Below are 22,079 nucleotides of genomic sequence, written 5' to 3'. Positions count from 1 at the left end.
GTTTTCTCTACAAAACAATGGAATTTTAAAAGCCTGTATGACCAAATCCACCGCCTCTATTTACACTTTTAAGTTTAGAAACATCATCTGTTTTTATAAAATTAGCTTTATAATATTTTGCTAAAACCATCTGAGCAATTCTATTTCCTTTTTTTATGTATATAGTTCCATATGGATTTCCGTTCTTATCTAAATAAATATATGTTTTTAATAACTTTTTATAAGCTTTTTTTCCTTCATCCTCATAAGAACTTATATCATGTCCTTTAGATTCTAAATAGTCGCTTAATCTTACTTCAGTATAATTATTTTTTAAATCATCTAATATACTTATATCATTAGCTATCTCATAAGGAAGATTGGCTATATTATAATTATTTTCTAAAATTACTGATATATCACTAACTGAATCAGCATCAATAGTTCCTATTGAGTTTGAAATTTTCAAGTTTGTTCTTAAAGAAAGTCCACTTCTAGCTCTAATTTGAAGCTCCATATTATCAGGAATTGCAAACTTTAACCCTAGTGGAATTGCAACCTTTTCAAAAGGTCTTATAACCATATCCTCTGCTGCAAAAAGGTCTGCTCCTGCGGCTAATGGTGTTTCATATTTAGGTGTTTCTCCATTTTTATCGTATTGAATATATACATCTCTCACTCTTTGTTCTCCCGCCATAAAATTCACCTCCATCTTTAGTAAAAATTATATTTTAAAATCCCCCTATTAACAAATGTGTAAATCATCCATATTCTTAATTGAAAGTTGTATTATTAACATTTTGTTAATATATTTTCTTTATTCTTACATTTACAACTTATTACTTTTATTAAGAATTTTTTTATAGAAAAACTTAATTTTCTATAAAAAAATAACAGGTTTAATCTCTCTAACCTGTTACTTTTTACTTATTTAAAATTATTTTTAAAAATTATTTCTATTCATGTTATATATACAAATTCCAGCAATAGCACCTGTTATAAATACAGTTGCTAAGTTCCATATCTTAAATATATAAACTCCAAAATAATGAACTAACACAATTAAAATTAAAGCTATAACTATGTGGATAATCCATTCCCACTTAGGCTCTATTTTAAAAGCTCCAAACATTTTATCAGTTAACCTTATTTTTTTATCAATTAATCCATATAAAACAGCAAATAGAATTGTTGATATAACAAACACTAATGCTTCCAATATATTTTGTAATAAAAGCATTCTATCCATAGTTTCTTCCCTTTCAATTCATCCTTAATAGCTATATTATACCATTTTAAAGAATAGTAAGTGAACTTTACAATTAAAATTAATATATCATTTAGACTTTAAATCCACCTAATCTATGGAGATAATACTATTCCTTATTTTTAGTCTAAACCTAAAGAATAAACTAATAAAAATATATCTTTTTACAAATTATTTTTTAAAGGAAGCAATTAAAATTCCAATAAAAATTCCATTTATACTTGAAACTACAAAATTTCCAATCCCATAAGGAATACTTAAGTATTTAAATATTATGTAACTTAAAACTAAAACTATTATTGCAGTTATTATAACTATTAAATCATATATAAACTTATCCTTAAAACTTTTATGTCCCCACAAAATTCTAGTATTACTATCCCTAAGTTTATATAAGAAAAATAACACTATAATTATTCCAATAACAGTACTTGTATGTTGAACTAACTTATATATATAAATTTCTTCTCCACCAAATAGTATAATTTTTTGTCTAAGCCAAGTGATATGACGCACAAAGAATCCAGTTTTATGAGTAAATCCATCCCACAAAACATGGGTAATCATTCCTAATAAAGCCGAATATATGAAAACAATTACTTCTTTCCATGAATGCAAGCCAAATTGTTCTGTTCTTAAGTAACCATACCAGTTATCTAAAGGTCTCGGCAAATGACTTATAAGTGGAGATTTTATAAAGTTATGAAAAATATACGCTAATAAAATACATAAAGGCAAATTTAATATAAAAAAGCCTAATATTTGGTGTCCTAAATTTCCATAAGGTCTAAAATTAAGAAAATATATAAAATCTGGAGCCATACTCCCTAAAATTAAAGCTGTAAAATTAAACTTTTTATTCTTTAAAAAAACCACAGCTGCTGGATGCGCTAGGGTAAAAGGCATACTTACTCCCCCTTATTATATTGAATATTATCCAATTATAACATATAAAAGACTAAGTAAAAACGACTAAAATTTTTCTTTTAACCCATTAACATGAAACCTATTTATTTGAATTATTTTTTTGTACTAAATAAATAAGAATATTATTCAAAAGAAATATTATAAAAAATATTATTTTATTTATTTGAGACTGTACTGAAGTTATTGCAAGAAACAAAATAACATTAATTATTAATAACCATAACTCATGCTTCTTTAAAAATTCCATTTTAATTTAAAACTCCTAATATTTCTTCCCCATATTTATTGACCTTCACCTTAGCCAATCCCTTAACTTTCATAAGCTCTTCTTTATTCTTTGGCATTTTATCTAAAAGATCATTTAGAGTCTCATCATTAAAAATGCAATAAGGAGGAAGTTTTTCTTTTATTGCAAAATTTATTCTTAATTGTTTAAGTTTTCTCCTCAGTTCTTCTTTATTTTTATTACTTAATATTTTACCTTCATAAGATTTATTATCTCTATTAAATAAAACCTCATCATTAAAATTATCATTGTTTGATTTTTCTTCACTGTATGCTTCTGACTCTTTTTTTATAAAATCCTCTTCACTTAAGGAGTATTTTTTATAATAATCAAACTCTATAGGTTTATTATTTTCTAATAAAAATTTACCTATTGAATATTCTACTTTATCTAAAACCTTAAAATCTTGCTTTATCTTATGATAGTTTAATTTCTCTTTTATAAAAGATGTTAATTGATCATATTTTATAATTTGTGATTTTATTTCCTTTGGTGCTTTATACTTATTTATTACACTTTTAGAGTTTGCAATTACTACACAAGAATATATAGGGTATTTTTTTATCATTTTATTTTTCTTTAAATAATCAGTTAATACTCTAACATGTCTTTCATTTTGAGCTACTGGACTATATATTCCTTCTTTTCTATAAACTTTTCCTTCTTTATTTTTAAAATATCTTATAAATTCTCCTGAATCATTTACAGTTATATCTCCACTTAAGGCCTTAGTTTCTAAGACTAAAATAAAACTTTTAGTTATTAGAATATAATCCATTTGGGCAACTGATTCCCCGTCCTCTATCCTAATATCATGTAAAGCTAACATTGGTATATAGGAATTTTTTATTTCATAACTAACATTTTTTTCTCCCTCAATACCATAAGTTAAGTACATAATATCTCTATCTATTAATTTCTTTTTCTCACTATAAACTTTTCCACTAAGAATTTTTAAATCTTCTAATTGTTTATTATTCTCATTGAATTCTTTAAGCCATGTAGGGCCCTTTATAGAAGAAATTCCGAAAATAATTTCTTTTAACATTTATATACTACCTCCTATTAACATTTCATTCATATTGTAGCATATTTTGTAACTTTTTGTTAACACTGTATTTTTAAGCTAAAAGCATGTATTTAAAAAGTGTTAGAAACATATTTAGAAATAGTTACTTCTAACACTCTTACTTAATTATTAAAATTACTTATTTAATGTTTTTACTGATACTTCACCTGAATTTAAGTATTCTATTTCACCATTTTCATACTTAACAACCAAAGCTCCCTCATCAGTAATATCAATAGCCAATCCTTTATTCAGCTTATTATTCTTTAAAAAACTTACTTCTTTTCCTAATACTAAAGATAAAATTCTATACTCTGTCATTATGCTTTTATCCTCTAAATTTTCACATAATTCAAAAAGTTCATTTAAAATCTCAGCAACTAACTGATTTCTAGTAATAGTTGGCTTTTCTCCTCCAAATACTGATCCTGCAATATTTTTTATATCTTCAGGGAAATCTTTTGAATCAGTTTTAAAATTCACTCCAATTCCAACAACAACATTCTCAACTCTTCCACTCTCAAAATTTCCTGTTGCCTCTGTTAATATACCGCAAATTTTTTTATCATCTAAAAATATATCATTAACCCACTTTATTTTAGGTCTTTTTTTAGTTAATGTTTCTATTGCCCTACAAACAGATATGGCTGCTGAGGTTGTTATATGTATAGCCTTTGAAAGTTCTATGTTAGGTCTTAAAATAACACTCATATATATTCCTTTGTTAGAAGGTGAAAAGAACTTTCTTTGAAATCTCCCCCTACCTGCTGTTTGTTCCTCTGCAATTAATATGGTTCCATGTGGTATATCATTATCCATTAAAAGCTTCTTAGCTTCTTGATTAGTTGAATCTATAGTTTTATACACCCTTATATAGTTTTCACGGTATTTAGGATTTAAAAATATTTTTATTCCCTCTGCTGATATTAAGTCATTATCCTTTGTTAATTGATATCCTCTATTGGTAACAGCAGAAATATTGTATCCCTCTCCCCTTAAAGATTTTATAGCCTTCCATATAGCTGCCCTAGAAACTGATAAATGTTTAGCCAATTCTTCTCCTGATATACTTCTCTCCCTATTTTCTTCTAGAATCTTAAGTACTGACTCTTTAACCGACATTTAACTAGCCCCCTAATTTATTTCTATTATTCATATTAAAATTACTTTTCTTTAATTAATACTCTCCTTGATTATATTTTTTATGCCTATTATTGACAACCTTTTTTAATATTTAAGTCTACAATATAAATCTCAAAATAATTTTCTATATAAAAAAGGCTAGCAACTTTTAATGTTACTAACCTTTCCATAAAAATTATTTAAATTCTATTGCTCTAATTTCTTTTAATGATTTTAAAACATCCTCATTAATATTTCCTTGTGCTTCTTCTAAGATAGCATAAATATTTCTAGCCTTTTCTAAGATGTTTTTTATGTTTTCATTTACTTCGTATTTTTTATAAACTGCAACAAAATCAAAAATTATTGCCAATGCTCTCTTTAAATTATCTCTTAAATTGTCTTTAAACCCTGGTGTTCCTAAAACATATTCATTTGAAAACACTTTAGGTTCCTCTAAGTATATATTTAATTTTTCTTTTACTAAAGACACAGCATTTAAATAATCATCATTACAAGTTGAAATTAAACCCTCATTAATTTTTATGTCTTTTTCCATTTAAATCATCTCCTTAACTCTTTCATTAGTTCTTTAAAGATAATTAATTATAGTGTTTGTGTGGTTTTTTTATTTATATAAAAAATTTTGGATTCTAATTGATAAAGTACTAAAAATAATAAAATATTTATTCTCAGTAATATGATTATATCCTACAAAAAGAAAAAAGAAAATAATTTTCCAGTTTTCATTTAAATTTTTCTTAACAATAAGAAATTTACTCTTTATTATTTAAGCTTATTTTTTTATTTTCATGTATAATTTAAATAAAAAAACTAGGTGGTGTTTAAGGTGAATTATATTGAAGATATAAAAAATTATATTCCTTTTAACGAACAGGAAGAAAGGGATAAAGAACTATTTTTAAGATGCTTAAATGATTTTCATGATATTTTAACAAGAGATAATACAATTGCTCATTTAACTAGCTCAGCCTTTGCTGTAAATAAAGAAAGAAATAAATTTTTAATGATTCATCATAACATATATAATTCTTGGGCATGGACTGGTGGTCATTCAGATAATGAAAAAGATCAACTAAAAGTTGCAATAAAAGAATTAAAAGAAGAAACTGGAGTTAAAAATCCTACTCCTCTTTTAGATAAAGCTTTTGCATTAGATGTGTTAACAGTAAATGGCCACATAAAAAGAGGAAAATATGTTTCATCCCATCTTCATTTAAATCTTACTTATTTAATAGAATGCTCAGAAGATGAAACTCTTATGCTTAAAGAGGATGAAAATAGTGGTGTTATGTGGATTCCTTTTAATGAAATAAGTAAATATTGCAGTGAACCTCATATGATTCCAATATATGAAAAGCTAATAAATAAGCTAAAAACTCAAAGTAAATTTTAAAGAAATAAAAAAATTTAAGCTATGTTTTAATTAAAACATAGCCTTTAAATTTAATATTTATTATAAAATTTAGATAACTTTTTTAACACTCTCTTCTTTATTTCCTCTTGAATCCCATCTTTTTAAGACATAAGCTGATAAAAATGCAGCTATTAACATAATCCATATTAAGGAGCTTGGGAAAAATAAAACTAATAAAAGTAAAGTAACTACAGCATTCCTTAAAACTGAACTTGTAAATGCGGTTGTAACTATAGTAACTGTGACAACTGGATCAATTGAGAATATTGCTGAAAGAGCATATCCCATTGAAACTCCTGAAAATACTACTGGGAATATATGTCCACCTCTCCATCCAGTAGATAGGCACACCTCTGTTAAGAATAATTTCACCAAACTAATTAATATAAGAATTCTTATTGATAAACTACTCCATTCTTTAACTAACACTTTTACTTCATGCTCTCCTGAAAATAGTGTATATGGTAACCATGTTCCCACTATTCCCAAAATTATGCCTCCAATTAATGCCCTTATTATTTTATAATTTTTTAAAGGTAAAAAAATCTTATGTAGAATTTTCCCATACCCACCATATAGTAATGCCATTAAAATTCCACAAATTATTAGTGAAATTATTGATATTATTTCACTCATTCCGAGATTAAAACTTCCAAAATGAACTATAAAAGATGGTCTATTGTCAATTTGTGATAATAATATTAAAACACCAAATCCAGCAGCCGTTGTTATTGAATAAACTATTGTTTTAATATTCTTTCTTACACTTGAATCATCATCTTCTATCAATGGAGTTAATCCTATTAATGGTGCATGAAATATAAGTCCTATCGTAGCTTCCATACTAAATTCTGTTACTAAACTATCATACTTTTCTAACTCTTTATCCTTAACAATCCACTTTAAAAAATCTCCAACTAAAGTAGAAAGTCCGCCTATAATATTAACAAGAGCAGCTTCAGGTCCTAAACTAGCTCCAAAAAATAGTGTAATTAAAGCAGATACACAAGCCTTTGGAACATTTTTGTAATCTACTCTCTTAGTTTCTTTAAATTCTGCCATAACTTCTGGCATAAGTTTTGGATATTCCCCTAAATATTTTTGACATAATCCTACTAAAATTCCACCAATACTACATACTAATATTGTCCAGTATGGTAAATTAAACTTTCCTGGTAGTTCATTCCACATAAAATGTATTCCTGAACTAACAACATACAAAAAGAGCCAACTAACAGCTCCTACTATCCCACCTAGAACTATTCCATAAAGAATTAAAATTCCTAAACTAAAATATTTTTTCATTCCTAAAGTTTCTCCTTAACTAATCCTTTGTTTTGTAATATTTAAGTATCCTTATTTATAATACCATATATTAATCCCAATAATGCAAATACCACATAATCCACATCAGTTGATATTTTTAATCTCAAAAGTTCATATACCGCATTTATAAACATATAATTAAAATTAAATATACTTAATATCCAAGCAATTAATAGACCCCATAATAATCCACCTAACACTTAATCCCTCCCATATCTCACCAATGTAAAAATATCAATATTTTAAAAGATAACTTATTAATCCTATTAAAGCAAAAATAACATAATAAAAATCTTTTGATGTTTCTATATCACAAACTTCATATATAGAATTTATAACCATCTTGTCAAAGTTAAATAAACTCAAAATTCATGCAACAAATAGTCCTCCTAATAATCTACTTAGCATCCCCTACCCCTGTAAAAATCCTAATTTAATTTTTCCTTTTAAATTTTAATTACTTATTAAAAGTTAATTTTTAATCATTGTATTAATAAAATATGGACTTAATTTAGAAAAATAATTTTCTAAACTAAGCCCATATTTTTACTATTTCATTGGATTTTTAGAAGTTGATGTCCATTGATTATCTCCTGCAGTTTTAGGCTGTCTGTCTTTTGCAGGAACCATGTTAGGATCTACAGTTGTTGATACCCATTGATTATTTGTTGCTGATTTTAATTTTTTTCCCATGACTAATTACCTCTTTCTATTTTTTATTGAAACTTGTTCAACCTTATTTTTTGTAATTATATTTTTTTCATCCTAGGTATTTATTAGAAACTTTAATTGACTTATTTTAAACTTTTGATATATAATATATAAAAACTGAATCATTAAAAGCTTTGATTAGGAGTAGTAATATTACCTCATAGCCTAAAGAGAGTTGTGGTTTGCTGTGACACAATGGTATGAAAATATGAACTTGCCTATGAGCATATGTGTGAAAAAAAGCACATACGGGAAAAACCCGTTATAAAATCGAGTGAGGAAAAGAAATTTTCCTAATAAGAGTGGTACCGCGAATATCCTTTCGTCTCTTAAATTTTAAGAGATGGAAGGTTTTTTTATTTGTTTTTATTTGATTCTAGCAAATAATATTAATTATATAGACTTAGAGGAGGATTAGTTAATGGGTAACTATAGTACTGCCATAGATAAGAAATGGCAAGAAAAATGGGCTGAATCAGGCCTTTATAAATTTGATCCAAATAAAGAAGGAGAGAAACTTTACGTTTTAGAAATGTTTTCATACCCTTCAGGTAGCCAATTACATGCAGGTCACTGGTTTAACTATGGACCAGTTGATTCATGGGCTAGATTTAAAAGAATGCAAGGATATAATGTATTCCAACCAATGGGATTTGATGCTTTCGGTTTACCTGCTGAAAACTTTGCTATAAAAACAGGAATACATCCTCAAGATTCTACAATAAAAAATATAGCTAAAATGGAAGAACAATTAAAAGCTATGGGAGCTATGTTTAACTGGGAAAACGAAGTTGTAACTTGCTCACCTGAATATTATAAATGGACTCAATGGCTATTCCTAAAATTATACGAAAAAGGATTAGCTTATAGAAAAAAAGCTCCTGTAAACTGGTGTCCATCATGTCAAACAGTTCTTGCTAATGAGCAAGTAGTTGATGGAGCTTGTGAAAGATGTTCAACAGAAGTTACTAAAAAAGATCTTACTCAATGGTTCTTTAAAATAACTGATTATGCTGATGAATTATTAGATAAATTAGATGATTTAGATTGGCCAGAAAAAACAGTTTCTATGCAAAAACACTGGATAGGAAGATCAACTGGTTCTCAAGTTAACTTTAAAGTTAAAGATAGCGATTTAAACTTTGATGTATTCACAACAAGAGTTGATACTTTATGCGGAGTTAGCTATGTTGTTTTAGCTCCTGAAAATCCATTAGTAGACGAAATAGTTTCAGCTGAACAAAAAGAAGCTGTTGAAAATTATAAAGAAGAAGCTAAAAAACAATCTGATATAGAAAGACAATCTATTTCAAGAGAAAAAACGGGTGTATTCACTGGTGCATATGCTATTCATCCATTAACAGGTAAAGAAGTTCCTATATGGGTTGGAGACTACGTTCTAGCAACTTACGGAACTGGAGCTGTTATGGCTGTTCCTGCTCATGATGAAAGAGATTTTGCTTTTGCTGAAAAATTCAACCTTCCAATAAATAGAGTTATAGAAGCTAAAGATGGTAGTGAAACTAACCTTCCATTCTGCGAGCACGGTATATTAGTTAACTCAGGTGAATTTGATGGATTAACTACAGATGAAGCTAAAGAAAAAATAGTTGAAAAACTAGCTTCAATGGGTCTTGGAGAAAAGAAAGTTAACTTTAGATTAAGAGACTGGTTAGTTTCAAGACAAAGATACTGGGGAGCTCCAATTCCTGTAGTTTACTGTGAAGAATGTGGTATAGTTCCTGTACCTGAAAGTCAATTACCAGTTGAATTACCATATGATGTTGAATTTGCTCCAGATGGAAAATCTCCACTAGCTAAGAGCGAAGCATTTGTTAATACAACTTGCCCTCACTGTGGAAAACCAGCTAAGAGAGAAACTGATACTTTAGATACTTTCGTATGTTCATCATGGTATTACTTAAGATATCCTGATAATAAAAATACTGAGGCTCCATTTAATCCTGAATTAATCAACAAAATGTTACCAGTTGATAAATACGTTGGTGGACCTGAACATGCTTGTATGCATCTTCTTTACGCAAGATTCATAACTAAAGCCCTAAGAGATATGGGATACCTAAACTTTGATGAACCATTTACTTCATTAACTCACCAAGGATTAATCTTAGGACCAGACGGATTAAAAATGAGTAAATCAAAAGGAAATACAATATCTCCTGATGATTATATAAAAGAATATGGTGCAGATGTATTTAGAATGTACCTAATGTTTGGTTTTGCTTACACTGAAGGTGGAGCTTGGAGTGATGATGGAATCAAATCTGTAAATAGATTCGTTGAAAGAATTGAAAGAATTATAGATACTGCTAGAGAAGCAATCTCAAAAGGTGAAAATAATAAAACTACAATGGATAAGGCTGAAAAAGAGCTTAACTATTGGAGACACAATACTATAAAATCTGTTACAGATGATACAGATAAACTTCAATTTAATACAGCAATAGCTAGAATGATGGAATTCATAAATGCTTTATCTAAATATACTCAAGAGAAAGAAATGAATCTTGATTTCTTAAAAGATGTAGTTTCTGATTATTTAAGATTATTAGCACCATTTGCACCTCACTTCAGTGAAGAACAATGGAGCTTACTTGGAAATTCATACTCAATCTTCAATGAAGCATGGCCAAAATTTGACCCTAAAGCTTTAGTTAAAGACGAAGTTGAAATAGCTATACAAGTTAACGGAAAAATCAAAAACAAAATAATGGTTTCTTCTGATTTAGATGAAGAAGGAATAAAAGCCGCTGCTTTAGCTGATGAGAAAATCATAGCTTCAACAGAAGGAAAAACAGTTGTAAAAGTAATAGTTATAAAAGGTAGACTTGTAAATATAGTTGTTAAGTAATATAATATTAACGTTGCAAATTTTTTAATTGATTAAAAGTTAATACTAATCTTAATAATTAACACTTTTAAATAACAAATTATATATTATACTATAAAAGGTATCTAAACGCTGAGATTTGACTCCGTTTAGATACCTTTAAACTTTACATTGTTATATGATAATTATTTTTATCAACCTTTATTTCTTTTTCAAAAACTTTATAATATTCTGATTCATGTCCTCTTAAATCAATATTGTCCATTAATTTTATATTTTTAACTATATTATTATCTATTGCTTCTAAAAACTCATCTTTATTTCTAACTAACTCTGTTTCCTTTGCAACATTATAATAAGTATATCCAAAGACTCTTTTTTCGTGGATTAACTGATTATTATCACAATTTAAAATTCCACCATCTCTAAATTGCCCCCTTATTTCAATTGGAGAATTTATTTTTATATCTCCTTTTAAATAAACCTTTGAATCTTTTCCTAAAATGTCAAGTCCAACTCCAGATTTATTTTGTAAATCAAGATTATTTAAGGTTACTACTCCATTTTCAACCTTTAATCCATTACCCTTTTCTTGATTATTTACTATTTTACAATCATTAATATGAATATTATTTCCCTCTAAAATGTTTACTGCTCTATTAAAGTTAGACTCTATGAAAACATTTTCTAAAGTTATGTCATCTCCTGATATAGTAATAAGGTTATTCTTATTATTTAAAGTTTCATCATCATCCTTACATACTATATTTAAATTTTTTAGCACAATTCCATCTCCCTGTAGTGTAAAAAAATCTCTATTAAGATTTTCAGCTAATTTAGGAACATAGATACTATATCCTTGACCATCTATTACAACATTTGAACTCTTAATATCTACTCCACTAGAAATTAAATTGCTAAGGTCAATGTCCCTTGATAATTTTATCTCTTCTAAGTTCCCATCATTTATTATTTTTAAGAATTCTTCTGTATCCCCTACTGTTTTTTCTATTCTAAAAATATTATTATATCTTTTACTATGACTTATACTTTGATTTATAACTGAATTATCTTTGTTTTTCTCTATTAAATTTACTTCTTTGCCTAAAACTACGCTACTGGAGAGGTTATTTACTACTATAGCAGTTGCTATTATTTTTGCCACCTTTTTATGTGCCATACTAAACTCACCTCTTCTTATTATTTTTCTTATATTTATATTATGAACTAATTATATCATTTTTTGTATAGGTTTTCAAAAAATAAATTATAGATTTTTTTGACATATCATAGATTTTTTTTAACTCTACTAAAATCTTATAAATTATTAATGTATATTTTATGTTTTTAAAACCATATATACTGAATAATAACATTTAAAATTATAAGAATTTGATCATTATTTCATTAATCAAATAAAATAAATACTATGATCTAAAATTTCTATATTAGTCTACATTATATCTTTTATCATAATTTAGAAGGTTAAAATTTAAATACAAAAAGGTTATAAAATGTTTCATAAATTAAAATCCTTATTACAATTAATATAAGATAATAATTTAATAATAAATCATATTATAACCTAACTTCAAAATTATGAATTTAAAATTTCTAACTAATTAGTAAATCAATTAATAAATAAAATAAATTTAAAACATCTATTTTTATGAATTAGTAATAAAGTTTAAAGAACTTTCCCAAATTCTTTAAGTACCTCTAATACCTTATTCTCCTCCATAGGTGAAAAATATTCAATATACTCACTGTGATTAAATCTTGTAAATAAGTCCTTTGACATATCCATCCACTCTTCTAATATATAAACCCATATTATTTCACTAGTTGGACAACTTAATATAAATGACTCAACTCCAAAAAAGCTATATTCTACAATATCATGAAGTTTTGTTAATTTAACATAGTCTTCAACAACTTTAGTAGTTAATTTATATTCATATATATCCACATAGAAAAAGTCAAAATTTTCTCTCTTAGCTTTAAATCCATCTCCTTTTACTATTCTTATCTTAGGATTTTCTCCAAAGTTTTCTAAGTATAAGTCAATTATTTCTTCACTCATTTCATAGACAACTATTTCTCTTACTTGATCCCTTTTTGCTATTTCCTGAACAAAGTATCCTAATCCTAATCCTAGAACCCCTACCTTACCCTTTGCTCTCTTTATACTTTCAAAAGCTCCTTGAATTTCCTGTGGTGAAATTCTCATCCAAAGCTTTTCTCCTTCATATAGTTCTATAGGACTTTCTTTTAATATCTGCTTATGCTCATATAAATAACCATCAAATTCTTTTTTTTTACTATACTTAATAGTAAAGTTACCCTTTTTGTTCTCTTTTATTTTTTCTTTATATTCTTTTATTTTTTCCTCACAATAATCTATGTTATATGGTATCATACTTTTTCCTTTCTAACCTTCTCAGAAAACAATTTATTTTATTAATATATATTTTAACACAATATCACTTTATATATATAAATATAGTTTTATGATTTAAATCATTAATAATATAAAACAAATTTAACTCTTTTATTTTAATTTGATGTAAGAAACTTCTCAACAGATTTTTCATGAAAAATTTCATATTATTACAAAAATATCACAATTATTTTCTACTTTTTACTATTTATATATAAAATAGAAATTTCCATTTTAAATTCCTACTAAAATAGTCTTGATTTATTTTGTTTAAAATTATATAATTTAATCAATTAATATTAATTATTAATTAATTGAAATTAAGTAGGTGATCAAATGAAAAAGGTAGCAATGAGCGATGATGCTTATATTGAATTTAAAGAGTTCCTAAAATCAAATGATATAGATAGTGATGTTATTAGAATAAACTTTGGTGGGAACGGACCTATGGGCCCTATGTTTTATGTAACTGCAGGAGAAAAAAATGAAGGTGATGAGGTTGAAGTAATAAAAGATTTAACTTTTGTTATTGATTCTTCTTTAATCGATGTATTTTTAGGTTTCTCAATACTTTCTGATGAAGAAAACTTTGGAGAAGGATTAACTCTTGATCCATTAATGAGCGACTATGAAGGTGGCGGTTGTAGTGGAAACTGTGGTAGCTGTGGTAGCTGTCACTAATTATAATATTTCTATTTTAGTGTGATATTATTTTAAAATATATTAATAATAAACTATATAAGGCAATTTTGCTTTAAATTAAAATTTAGGAGGAAATAGATATGTCAGTTGTTAAAATGAGCAATGAAGCTTATACTGAGTTCAAATCTTTTCTACAAGAAAACGGCGTAGAAAAATTTGACATAAGAATAAATCTAGCAGGAGTTGGCTGAGGCGGCCCAGTATTTAATATTGTTCTGGATGAACAATCAGATAATGATGAAGTTGTTAAAATTGAAGATATAACATTCTTCGTTGATAAAGAACTTGTTAAAGATTTTGAAGGATTCACTCTGCTTTCTTCAGATGAAAATGGTGGTAGAGGATTATCATTAAAACCAGTTAAAGAAAGCGAAGGCGGATGCTCTTCTTGCTCAAGCTGTCATTAATTTTACATATAGAGATGGATTTTATTCCATCTCTATTTTTTTATCTTCTCTTAAATTAAAACTCTAATAAAAAATAAATTTAACTTATATAAATATAAATTTTATTAAGTCTTTTAAAATTAATTTAGACTACTTAAAATACTAAGGAAATTTAATTCACTCTTCTTCACTTTATTCTTTAAAAATTTTTAAACTAAATTAAATTTCAATATTTTTACTAATATGGTTGTTTATGTTTAATTTTAGTATTATAATTTAATAAACGCTTTATTTTTAAGGAGGAGAGATAATGAATACAACTCTAGTAAACCTAACTCCAACTAAAGAACAAAGAAAATACCAAGAAGATGAACTAATAGCTTTTTTAGACCTCCAAATGAATACATTTACAGCTAATTCTGAAAATAATGATGAGGCTCCTTCTTTATTAAAAAAAGAGACTTCATTTAACACAGATATATGGATAGAAAATCTATTTAAATTTGGATTTAAGAAAGTTATTTTAACTGCTAAGCTTAATAATGGTATTTGTTTATGGCAAAGCAATTGTTCAAAGGTTAATATAAATACTTTTTCTTTAGAGAATAATTATGATGATTTAGTAAAAAAAGTTAGTAAATCTTGTAAAAAGTTTGGACTTAAATTTGGTATTCATCTTACTTTAAAAGATTATCTCACTTTAAACTTAACTCCTGAAGAATATGATAATTACTACACGTCTCAATTAAAAGAACTTATGACTAATTATTCACAAATAAGTGAAGTTATTATGGATATGACCTCTTTAGATGAATATTATGACTCCCTTGATTTTGAAAGATACTTTAAAGTAGTTAAAGAAATAAATCCTAAATGTATGATATCTAGCCCTATTGGACCTGATGTACGTTGGACATATTATTCTGATATAGAGTCATCTAAAAACTATTTCTACTCTTCTATAAATTTAGATCTTTTAAAAGAAGATTTTAACAACGAAGAGATTAGAAAAGGAAATATTTATGGAGACACTTGGATTGTTGGAGAAAGTATTTACTCTCTATCTGACTGCTTAAACCATAATAAAGATTCATTATCAAATTTAAAACATGTGTATAATAATTCATTAGGAAGAAATACAAACTTGGTATTAGTTTTATCTCCTAATACAGATGGATTATTAAATCATAATGAATTAAGTTTACTTTCTGATTTTTCTAAATATATAAAAGAAACTTTTTCTAATAATCTTATTAAGGGCTCTTCTATATTAGCTACAAATTCATCTTCTAGCGATAGCTATAATTTAATTGATGACTACAAAAAATCTTATTGGATAGCTAATGAAAATGCTGTTAACCCTTATATAGAGATAGATTTTAAAACTATCACTGAATTTAATATTTTAGAAATTAGAGAGTGGATTGCTGAAGGTCAAAACGTAGAAGAATTTAAAGTTTATGCATATAACAATGGTTGGTTTGAACTTTATAATGGTACTTCTATTGGATATAGACATATAGCAAAACTTAATAATATCAAAACTGATAAAATTAAAATTTCATTTACTAAATATAAAAACCCACCTATGATTAATCATATTGGTGCATATTTAGGATAATTTTAATAAATAACGTTTTATAAAATACAAAAATAAATATAAAAAGTGAAAGCTTAAAACTATCCTTAGTAGAGTTTTTTTTGCTTTTTAAAGAAAAAAAGGTTGTATCAAAACTTATATTTAAAACTTATAAATATGTTTTCTTTGTATTTTTCATAAGTTTTATTGATTTTTGTTTTGGTACAACCCTCTTTTATTTCACTATTAAATTAAAATAATTTTTTTGTAAATATAATTAAGTAAAGTTGTATTAAGAATAAAATTCCATTAAAATTATTCTTATAATATAATTGCAATATTTTGTATTTACTGGAGGCGTAAAAAATGAACATAGCTTATGACTTTATAATTGCTTTAATATTAGCATTTGTATTAGTAATGATGAAGCAATATGTTTTTGCATTAATTGTTGTAGTAATCTATGCTTTATACAAATATAATAAGAAAAAGCCTTATATTTTAGCTTACAAAGGTAATGTTTCCTTTAGAAATGGTGAAAGAGAAAAAGCTCTAGAACTTTATAAAAAAGCTTGTACATATAAAAATGCTAGTGATAGCATAAGACTTCAATATGCATACCTTACTCTTTACTTAGGAAATTTAGAAGAAGCCACTAAGCTTCTAAGTGATATTGATTATGATAAACTACCAGAGAGATTAAGAGCTTCTTATACAATGACAGATTCTCTTATAACTTGGAAAAATGGTGATTTAAAAAAGGCTATTGAAAACTTAAAAAATCTTCATACACAATATGAACACACAACTGTTTATGAGACTTTAGGTTATTTCTTAATATTAGATAAAAGATATGAAGAAGCCTTAGAATATAACCTTTTAGCTTATGAATATGATCAAGATAACAAAGTTATAATGGATAACTTAGCTCAATCTTATTACTTCACTGGAAATATAGAAAAGGCTAAGGAAGTATATACTAAACTTTTAGACGAAGATCCTGGAATACCAGAGCCATATTATTATTATGGCTTAATCCTAAGAGATGAAGGAGACACTAAAGGAGCTTTAGAATCTTTCGATAAAGCCTTAACTAAAAGAGAGTCTTATCTTTCAGCCCTTAATAAGGATAAAATTAGAGCTGCTATACAAGAATTAAACATATAGTAAAAGCGGGCTATATAAAAATATAATAATAAAACTTACAAACATATTCTGAGAATTACTAATTTCCCTTAATACTGTTTGTAAGTTTTATAAAAAGTTATTTTTATAAAAGCCCCTTTAATTTTACTTTTCTAAGGCTTTATTAAATTTTTCCTCTATAAATTTTCTTGAATTCTTTATCTCAACTCTGTAGTCACCAGTACCTGTGTACCAGAACTCAGTAACAAATCTTCTTACTCCCATATTATATGATTCTTTTATTATACTTTCAAAATCAACATGTCCAGTTCCAAATGGAATTTCTCTAAACTTACCTGGTTTTGTTTCCTTAAGATGAACAGCCATTATATGACCTTTACCACTTCTTAAATCTTCAATAACATTTTTATTATATTTAGTAGCGGCATTAGTTATATTTCCACAGTCAGGATAAACCCCTAAATATGGTGAATCAATCTTTTTAACATAATTCATGGCTTTTTCAACTGTGTTCATAAACTCAGTCTCCATAGTTTCAAAAGCTAAAATTATTCCTGATCTAGCAGCCATTTCAACAGATTTTTTTAGATTTTCATAAAATAATTTTCTTGTTTCTTCACTACCCTCTTCATAGTAAACATCATACCCTGCTAATTGAATTATCCTAATTCCTAAATCATCAGCTAGCTCTATGGCCTTCTCCATTATTCTCATACCACGATTTCTAGTTGTTTCATCTGCACTTCCTATAGGATATTTTCTATGTCCACTAAGACACATGGTTCTTATTGGAAGACCAACTTCATACATAAGGTCTACTAAAACCTGTCTTTCTTCTTTTGTCATATCAAGTCTTTTTAATTTTTCATCAGTTTCATCTATGCTAACCTCTAAAAAATCAAAATTATTCTCTTTTGCACATTGAAGCTTTTCTCTCCAAGTAAGTGTATTAGGCATAGCTTTCTCATATAATCCAATAAAATATTCCTTCATTTTAATCCGCTCCTTTTCTTAAGCTCCTGTTTGTCCATAGTAAGCATTTGGACCATGCTTTCTTGAAAAGTGTTTATTTAATAAGTCATCAGACATACTATCTACATTTTTATTTGCTAATATTTCTGTGTTATATGCCATCATTGCCACTTCTTCTAGAACAACAGCATTATGAACAGCATCTTTAGCATCCTTTCCCCAAGTAAATGGACCATGATTTTTAACAAGTACTGCTGGAATATTCTCTGGATTCATGTCTTTGAATCTTTCAACAATTACAACCCCTGTATTATATTCATAATTTCCTTCAATCTCTTCTCTAGTCATATCTCTTGTACAAGGGATTTCATCTGCAAAATAATCTGCCTGAGTTGTTCCATATGGCTTTATTCCTCTTCCTGCTTGAGCAAATATTGTTGCCCATCTAGAATGTGTATGAACTATTCCTCCTATATTCTTAAACTCCTTGTAAAGTTTCAAGTGAGTATCTGTATCTGATGAAGGTTTATATTTCCCTTCAACAATATTTCCCTCTAAATCAACCACAACCATATCTTCTGGTTTCATTGTGTCATACTCAACTCCTGATGGTTTAATTACAACAAGTCCTTTTTCTCTATCTATGGCAGAAACATTCCCCCATGTAAAAGTTACTAAATTATATTTTGGAAGAAGCATATTAGCTTCGTAAACTTCTTTTTTTAAGTTCTCTAACATATAAAAGATCCTCCTTAGACTCTTAATAACCCTTATAACAAAATTTATTCTTAAGTATTTAATATTAATTCACTTAATAAAATTTAAAATAAAGCTCTCTTATTAGTTAACAAAGTAAGACAAACTTATTATCTTCTATTAATCAGTAACAATATATAAGGCAGCTTGTCCTAACTCTCTATTTGCAGATATTATTATATCTCTATCATCTTCATTTAAAACGGCAACATTACTTGGTCCAACCCCAGACTCAATAACTACAGTTTCAAACTCTAATTTTTCTTTATCAGTACATTGAATATAAAATAAATCCTTATCGCATCTTCTATAACCACCTATTATAGTTGGAACTCCTCTTAGCTTGCCACCCCAAACAACATGTCCAAAATCCATTTCTTTTGGATACTCATAAATAATTTTATATTCATCTCCATACTTTTTATTTATTCTAAAATGTTTACCATGGAATTCTTCAATAGTAACTAATTCATCTTCACCATCTTCATCTATATCTACAACAGCTACATCACTTGTAGGTCTATCCATTATTTTTTCAACATTCCATTCCTCATCATCACTTTGAGGTGGTGTTACTCTAAATACTCCTTCTTGAGATGTTACTAAACCAACCATTTTTCCATTATGATATGCTCTACAATATCCATGATTTTTAGTTAATCCTTCTTTTATAACCTTAAGCTCAATAGGTTTATTTAAATCTTCTGGAATTTCTCCTACATATATCTTACCTGGATCGCTCCAATCATCTTTAAATTGCTTACTATTACATAAAACTGCTCCTAAAAAATATAACTTTCCATTAGCTTCTAAAATATCGAAACGATGTAAATATGGTAGCTTAAATAATGTTTTTATTTCCCACTTTCCATTTTCATATCTTCCCCATACTATCTCAGCATCTTCTGATTGAAATGTAGGGAAAAATCTTTGAACTGCTAGAAAATCTCCATTTTTTCCTGGGATAGGAATTATAGACATTGTTCCTCCTGGGCCATCCCAAACAGTTGATTGTTTAAAATCATCTCCCTCATACATGAAGCAAGGACCTTCTCCTTCAGTTGCTATAAGTATTTTTCTATCTCCATCAATAACAGTACTACTTGTTGCATAACATCTATGTAAGTCAGTTAAAAACTTCTTTTCTATTTTCATCTTATATTCCTCCTAGATTATAAATAATTAAAATAAAGTCTTATTTATAACATAGTACCTATCTCTTAACACTCTAAGAAATAAGTACTATATCATAACTTTTATATTTATTTGTTTACTATATTTTCTACAATCTTTTCTTCAATTTCTTTTTCTGATAAAAGGTTTTTAAGTCCTATAACGATAGTTCCTGAAGCCTTTGCTTTATCGAAATTTCCTTTTAATGCATCTGAACAGAATACTACATCATAACTTGAAGCTTCTGTTTTTGCTGCTCCTATACTTGTATGATGAATTGATACAGGAATATTTAACTTTTTAAATATCTTCTCTATTTTCATTTTTATAATTTGACTTGATCCCATTCCATTTCCACATGCTGCTATTACTTTTAACATAAATATCTCCTCCTAATTAACACCAATTATTTTTATCTATTTTATTTTGATAGTTAGTACTTAACAAAGTGGTACTAACTATCAATTGATTTAAATCTAATTTTGTACTCTTTCCTTTTCTTTGTCTTCTAAATATCCTTCATAATCTTCAACTAACTTGAAGTAACCCTTTTTATTTTTAAAATATTGAATTTGTGGTATTAAAAGCATTCCTACTACTGCTATTCCAACCCCTACATAAGCAAACTTGTCCATAAGAACTCCAACTACTGGCCATAATGTATCCCAGTCAAAGTTTCCATGCCATCCTCCAAATTGAGCTAATCCAAAATAGTAAGCGGCAAATGCTCCACCTAAAACTTGTATAACTCCTGAAACGAATGGAATTATCATGGCAGCCTTCAATCCACCTTTTCTGTTAGCGAACACTGCAAATGTAGCATTATCAAAGAATAATGGTACGAATCCACTTATTATAAGTACTGGACTTTGGAAAACTACAAGTCCTATTATTGCTATAAATTGACCTACTGCTCCAAATAAGAATCCAATAGTAACTGCATTTGGATGTCCAAATCCATAAGTTGCTGCACAGTCTACAGCTGGTACTGATCCTGGAAGTATTTTATTTGAAATACCTTGGAATGATTCAGTAAGTTCTGAAACGAACATTCTAACACCCATTTGTAATATACTTAAATAAACTGCAAAGTTAAGTGATTTTTCTAGTATGTAAAATAAGAAATTTGTATTTTGATCAAATCCCTTATCGATTGTATGCATTAAATCTGGTCCTAGTATTCCCATAATTATTCCGAAGAAAACAGTCATTAATATACCAGTTGCTACAACGTTATCACTAAATATAGATAAGAATCCTGGAAGTTCTAAATCCTCAATACTCTTTTTACTATTTCCTATTTTTCCAGCTATTTTATCAGTTATCCAAACTCCTAACATTTGTTGGTGACCTATTGCAAATCCACCACCTTCAGTAAGGTCTTGGCATGGTTCAACTGTAAGATTAGAAAATACTGCCCAGTATGTTCCAAGAAGTAATCCTAACATTACTACTACTCCCATATTACTTAAGTTTGGGAAACAGAAAAATACTAACCATAAAGCTGTAGCTGATTGTTGTACCATTACATGTCCTGTAATAAATACTGTACGAACCTTTGTAAATTTTCTAAGTAATACAAGCACTAAGTTAAATAAGAATGCTATAAGTAAAACTACCATCATCATAGAAAAAGATTTTCCTATATTCCCTATAGCCTCTTGAGCCGCCGTTTGTCCAAAATAAGGATCTATAACTGCCGCCTGTAAATTAAATCTATCTTTAAGGCCTGCAAGAATTGGACGGAAGTTACTAACAAGTCCACCTGCTGCAACATTTAAAATTAAATAACCGACTGTTGCCTTTATAAATCCTGCCAAAGCATCATAAAAAGGTCTCTTAAGTAACAAGTAACCAATAAGAACTATAAATCCAATGAAAAATGCAGGTTTTGTCAGAATGTTATTTTGGAAAAACTCCCAAATGTAGATTATAAAATCCATAATACT

Annotated in this window: 22 protein-coding genes and 1 other annotated feature; of the genes, 6 read left to right on the top strand and 16 right to left on the bottom strand. The window is 27.4% G+C overall.

Annotated features, from left to right (window positions below; all coding sequences use genetic code 11):
- Positions 1-25 precede the first annotated feature (25 nt).
- From CPF_RS03335 to CPF_RS03310, 6 genes are all read right to left on the bottom strand, one after another.
- A complete protein-coding gene (locus tag CPF_RS03335) occupies positions 26-676 on the bottom strand; it encodes a dUTP diphosphatase (protein ID WP_003457021.1) in 651 nt (216 codons plus the stop codon).
- A 246-nt stretch (positions 677-922) separates the two neighbouring features.
- Complete coding sequence (locus CPF_RS03330; RefSeq protein WP_003457108.1) at positions 923-1,228, bottom strand: hypothetical protein; 306 nt, start codon at positions 1,226-1,228, stop codon at positions 923-925.
- A 189-nt stretch (positions 1,229-1,417) separates the two neighbouring features.
- The gene (locus tag CPF_RS03325) at positions 1,418-2,152 is read right to left on the bottom strand and encodes a DUF4184 family protein (RefSeq protein WP_003456936.1); all 735 of its coding nucleotides are present in this window, start codon (positions 2,150-2,152) and stop codon (positions 1,418-1,420) included.
- Between the two features lie 269 nt (positions 2,153-2,421).
- Positions 2,422-3,507 (bottom strand): NERD domain-containing protein, encoded by a 1,086-nt coding sequence (locus tag CPF_RS03320; RefSeq protein ID WP_003457087.1) that lies wholly within the window; start codon positions 3,505-3,507, stop codon positions 2,422-2,424.
- A 156-nt stretch (positions 3,508-3,663) separates the two neighbouring features.
- Positions 3,664-4,650 carry a biotin--[acetyl-CoA-carboxylase] ligase gene (locus tag CPF_RS03315; protein WP_003457103.1) on the bottom strand — a complete coding sequence of 329 codons (987 nt, stop codon included), beginning with the start codon at positions 4,648-4,650 and terminating at the stop codon, positions 3,664-3,666.
- 196 nt (positions 4,651-4,846) lie between these two features.
- Positions 4,847-5,209: a hypothetical protein gene (locus tag CPF_RS03310; protein WP_003456924.1), complete on the bottom strand. Its 363-nt coding sequence runs from the start codon at positions 5,207-5,209 to the stop codon at positions 4,847-4,849.
- Between the two features lie 291 nt (positions 5,210-5,500).
- Here CPF_RS03310 and CPF_RS03305 point away from each other — a divergent pair, with 291 nt between their 5' ends.
- Positions 5,501-6,067 carry an NUDIX hydrolase gene (locus CPF_RS03305; RefSeq protein WP_003456967.1) on the top strand — a complete coding sequence of 189 codons (567 nt, stop codon included), beginning with the start codon at positions 5,501-5,503 and terminating at the stop codon, positions 6,065-6,067.
- 69 nt (positions 6,068-6,136) lie between these two features.
- Here CPF_RS03305 and CPF_RS03300 read toward each other — a convergent pair whose 3' ends face one another.
- The 3 genes from CPF_RS03300 to CPF_RS14945 all read right to left on the bottom strand — a co-directional run bounded on the left by CPF_RS03300 (position 6,137) and on the right by CPF_RS14945 (position 8,107).
- Positions 6,137-7,393, bottom strand: coding sequence for a chloride channel protein (locus CPF_RS03300; protein ID WP_011590299.1), 1,257 nt, complete (start codon positions 7,391-7,393; stop codon positions 6,137-6,139).
- A 41-nt stretch (positions 7,394-7,434) separates the two neighbouring features.
- Complete coding sequence (locus CPF_RS03295; RefSeq protein ID WP_003457032.1) at positions 7,435-7,614, bottom strand: hypothetical protein; 180 nt, start codon at positions 7,612-7,614, stop codon at positions 7,435-7,437.
- Between the two features lie 349 nt (positions 7,615-7,963).
- Complete coding sequence (locus tag CPF_RS14945) at positions 7,964-8,107, bottom strand: hypothetical protein (protein WP_003453032.1); 144 nt, start codon at positions 8,105-8,107, stop codon at positions 7,964-7,966.
- A gap of 143 nt (positions 8,108-8,250) precedes the next feature.
- Positions 8,251-8,458: a binding site (T-box leader), on the top strand.
- Between the two features lie 88 nt (positions 8,459-8,546).
- Between CPF_RS14945 and leuS the strand changes: the two genes are divergently transcribed.
- Positions 8,547-10,997 (top strand): leucine--tRNA ligase, encoded by a 2,451-nt coding sequence (leuS, locus tag CPF_RS03290; protein WP_003457020.1) that lies wholly within the window; start codon positions 8,547-8,549, stop codon positions 10,995-10,997.
- A 145-nt stretch (positions 10,998-11,142) separates the two neighbouring features.
- Here the strand turns inward: leuS and CPF_RS03285 are convergent, their stop codons facing one another.
- Together CPF_RS03285 and CPF_RS03280 are read right to left on the bottom strand one after the other, a co-directional pair.
- The gene (locus tag CPF_RS03285; RefSeq protein WP_003457081.1) at positions 11,143-12,156 is read right to left on the bottom strand and encodes a pectate lyase-like adhesive domain-containing protein; all 1,014 of its coding nucleotides are present in this window, start codon (positions 12,154-12,156) and stop codon (positions 11,143-11,145) included.
- A gap of 507 nt (positions 12,157-12,663) precedes the next feature.
- On the bottom strand, positions 12,664-13,395 hold the full coding sequence (locus CPF_RS03280; RefSeq protein WP_041702627.1) for a hypothetical protein: 732 nt from the start codon (positions 13,393-13,395) through the stop codon (positions 12,664-12,666).
- 357 nt (positions 13,396-13,752) lie between these two features.
- On the opposite strand from CPF_RS03280, the gene CPF_RS03275 reads away from it, so the two are divergent.
- The 4 genes from CPF_RS03275 to CPF_RS03260 all read left to right on the top strand — a co-directional run bounded on the left by CPF_RS03275 (position 13,753) and on the right by CPF_RS03260 (position 17,250).
- The gene (locus tag CPF_RS03275) at positions 13,753-14,097 is read left to right on the top strand and encodes a HesB-like protein (protein ID WP_003453095.1); all 345 of its coding nucleotides are present in this window, start codon (positions 13,753-13,755) and stop codon (positions 14,095-14,097) included.
- A 101-nt stretch (positions 14,098-14,198) separates the two neighbouring features.
- Complete coding sequence (locus CPF_RS03270) at positions 14,199-14,525, top strand: HesB-like protein (RefSeq protein ID WP_011590297.1); 327 nt, start codon at positions 14,199-14,201, stop codon at positions 14,523-14,525.
- A 289-nt stretch (positions 14,526-14,814) separates the two neighbouring features.
- Positions 14,815-16,125 (top strand): alpha-L-fucosidase, encoded by a 1,311-nt coding sequence (locus tag CPF_RS03265; protein ID WP_011590296.1) that lies wholly within the window; start codon positions 14,815-14,817, stop codon positions 16,123-16,125.
- Between the two features lie 324 nt (positions 16,126-16,449).
- Complete coding sequence (locus tag CPF_RS03260; protein WP_011590294.1) at positions 16,450-17,250, top strand: tetratricopeptide repeat protein; 801 nt, start codon at positions 16,450-16,452, stop codon at positions 17,248-17,250.
- Between the two features lie 123 nt (positions 17,251-17,373).
- Here the strand turns inward: CPF_RS03260 and CPF_RS03255 are convergent, their stop codons facing one another.
- The 5 genes from CPF_RS03255 to CPF_RS03235 all read right to left on the bottom strand — a co-directional run bounded on the left by CPF_RS03255 (position 17,374) and on the right by CPF_RS03235 (position 22,073).
- Positions 17,374-18,222, bottom strand: coding sequence for an L-ribulose-5-phosphate 3-epimerase (locus CPF_RS03255; RefSeq protein ID WP_003456954.1), 849 nt, complete (start codon positions 18,220-18,222; stop codon positions 17,374-17,376).
- Positions 18,223-18,240: 18 nt separating this feature from the next.
- Positions 18,241-18,939 carry an L-ribulose-5-phosphate 4-epimerase gene (araD, locus tag CPF_RS03250; RefSeq protein WP_003456978.1) on the bottom strand — a complete coding sequence of 233 codons (699 nt, stop codon included), beginning with the start codon at positions 18,937-18,939 and terminating at the stop codon, positions 18,241-18,243.
- A gap of 138 nt (positions 18,940-19,077) precedes the next feature.
- Positions 19,078-20,112, bottom strand: coding sequence for a hypothetical protein (locus CPF_RS03245; protein WP_003457100.1), 1,035 nt, complete (start codon positions 20,110-20,112; stop codon positions 19,078-19,080).
- Positions 20,113-20,219: 107 nt separating this feature from the next.
- Complete coding sequence (locus CPF_RS03240) at positions 20,220-20,510, bottom strand: PTS sugar transporter subunit IIB (protein ID WP_003457096.1); 291 nt, start codon at positions 20,508-20,510, stop codon at positions 20,220-20,222.
- Between the two features lie 96 nt (positions 20,511-20,606).
- Complete coding sequence (locus tag CPF_RS03235; RefSeq protein ID WP_003456976.1) at positions 20,607-22,073, bottom strand: PTS ascorbate transporter subunit IIC; 1,467 nt, start codon at positions 22,071-22,073, stop codon at positions 20,607-20,609.
- Between the last annotated feature and the right edge of the window lie 6 nt (positions 22,074-22,079).

Origin of the sequence: Clostridium perfringens ATCC 13124 (assembly GCF_000013285.1) — a bacterium.
GTDB lineage: Bacteria > Bacillota > Clostridia > Clostridiales > Clostridiaceae > Sarcina > Sarcina perfringens.
The sequence above is the reverse complement of the archived record's forward strand: the minus strand, read 5'-3'. Positions and strand labels throughout refer to the sequence as shown.

What these genes read in the sequence shown, in the direction of transcription:
- CPF_RS03285 (WP_003457081.1), bottom strand. Translation starts at nt 12,156, where the DNA reads ATGGCACATAAAAAGGTGGCAAAAATAATAGCAACTGCTATAGTAGTA.
- CPF_RS03280 (WP_041702627.1), bottom strand. Translation starts at nt 13,395, where the DNA reads ATGATACCATATAACATAGATTATTGTGAGGAAAAAATAAAAGAATAT.
- CPF_RS03300 (WP_011590299.1), bottom strand. Translation starts at nt 7,393, where the DNA reads ATGAAAAAATATTTTAGTTTAGGAATTTTAATTCTTTATGGAATAGTT.
- CPF_RS03315 (WP_003457103.1), bottom strand. Translation starts at nt 4,650, where the DNA reads ATGTCGGTTAAAGAGTCAGTACTTAAGATTCTAGAAGAAAATAGGGAG.
- CPF_RS03240 (WP_003457096.1), bottom strand. Translation starts at nt 20,510, where the DNA reads ATGTTAAAAGTAATAGCAGCATGTGGAAATGGAATGGGATCAAGTCAA.
- CPF_RS03320 (WP_003457087.1), bottom strand. Translation starts at nt 3,507, where the DNA reads ATGTTAAAAGAAATTATTTTCGGAATTTCTTCTATAAAGGGCCCTACA.
- CPF_RS03260 (WP_011590294.1), top strand. Translation starts at nt 16,450, where the DNA reads ATGAACATAGCTTATGACTTTATAATTGCTTTAATATTAGCATTTGTA.
- CPF_RS03330 (WP_003457108.1), bottom strand. Translation starts at nt 1,228, where the DNA reads ATGGATAGAATGCTTTTATTACAAAATATATTGGAAGCATTAGTGTTT.
- CPF_RS03310 (WP_003456924.1), bottom strand. Translation starts at nt 5,209, where the DNA reads ATGGAAAAAGACATAAAAATTAATGAGGGTTTAATTTCAACTTGTAAT.
- leuS (WP_003457020.1), top strand. Translation starts at nt 8,547, where the DNA reads ATGGGTAACTATAGTACTGCCATAGATAAGAAATGGCAAGAAAAATGG.
- CPF_RS03235 (WP_003456976.1), bottom strand. Translation starts at nt 22,073, where the DNA reads ATGGATTTTATAATCTACATTTGGGAGTTTTTCCAAAATAACATTCTG.
- araD (WP_003456978.1), bottom strand. Translation starts at nt 18,939, where the DNA reads ATGTTAGAGAACTTAAAAAAAGAAGTTTACGAAGCTAATATGCTTCTT.
- CPF_RS03245 (WP_003457100.1), bottom strand. Translation starts at nt 20,112, where the DNA reads ATGAAAATAGAAAAGAAGTTTTTAACTGACTTACATAGATGTTATGCA.
- CPF_RS03265 (WP_011590296.1), top strand. Translation starts at nt 14,815, where the DNA reads ATGAATACAACTCTAGTAAACCTAACTCCAACTAAAGAACAAAGAAAA.
- CPF_RS03275 (WP_003453095.1), top strand. Translation starts at nt 13,753, where the DNA reads ATGAAAAAGGTAGCAATGAGCGATGATGCTTATATTGAATTTAAAGAG.
- CPF_RS03335 (WP_003457021.1), bottom strand. Translation starts at nt 676, where the DNA reads ATGGCGGGAGAACAAAGAGTGAGAGATGTATATATTCAATACGATAAA.
- CPF_RS03255 (WP_003456954.1), bottom strand. Translation starts at nt 18,222, where the DNA reads ATGAAGGAATATTTTATTGGATTATATGAGAAAGCTATGCCTAATACA.
- CPF_RS03325 (WP_003456936.1), bottom strand. Translation starts at nt 2,152, where the DNA reads ATGCCTTTTACCCTAGCGCATCCAGCAGCTGTGGTTTTTTTAAAGAAT.
- CPF_RS14945 (WP_003453032.1), bottom strand. Translation starts at nt 8,107, where the DNA reads ATGGGAAAAAAATTAAAATCAGCAACAAATAATCAATGGGTATCAACA.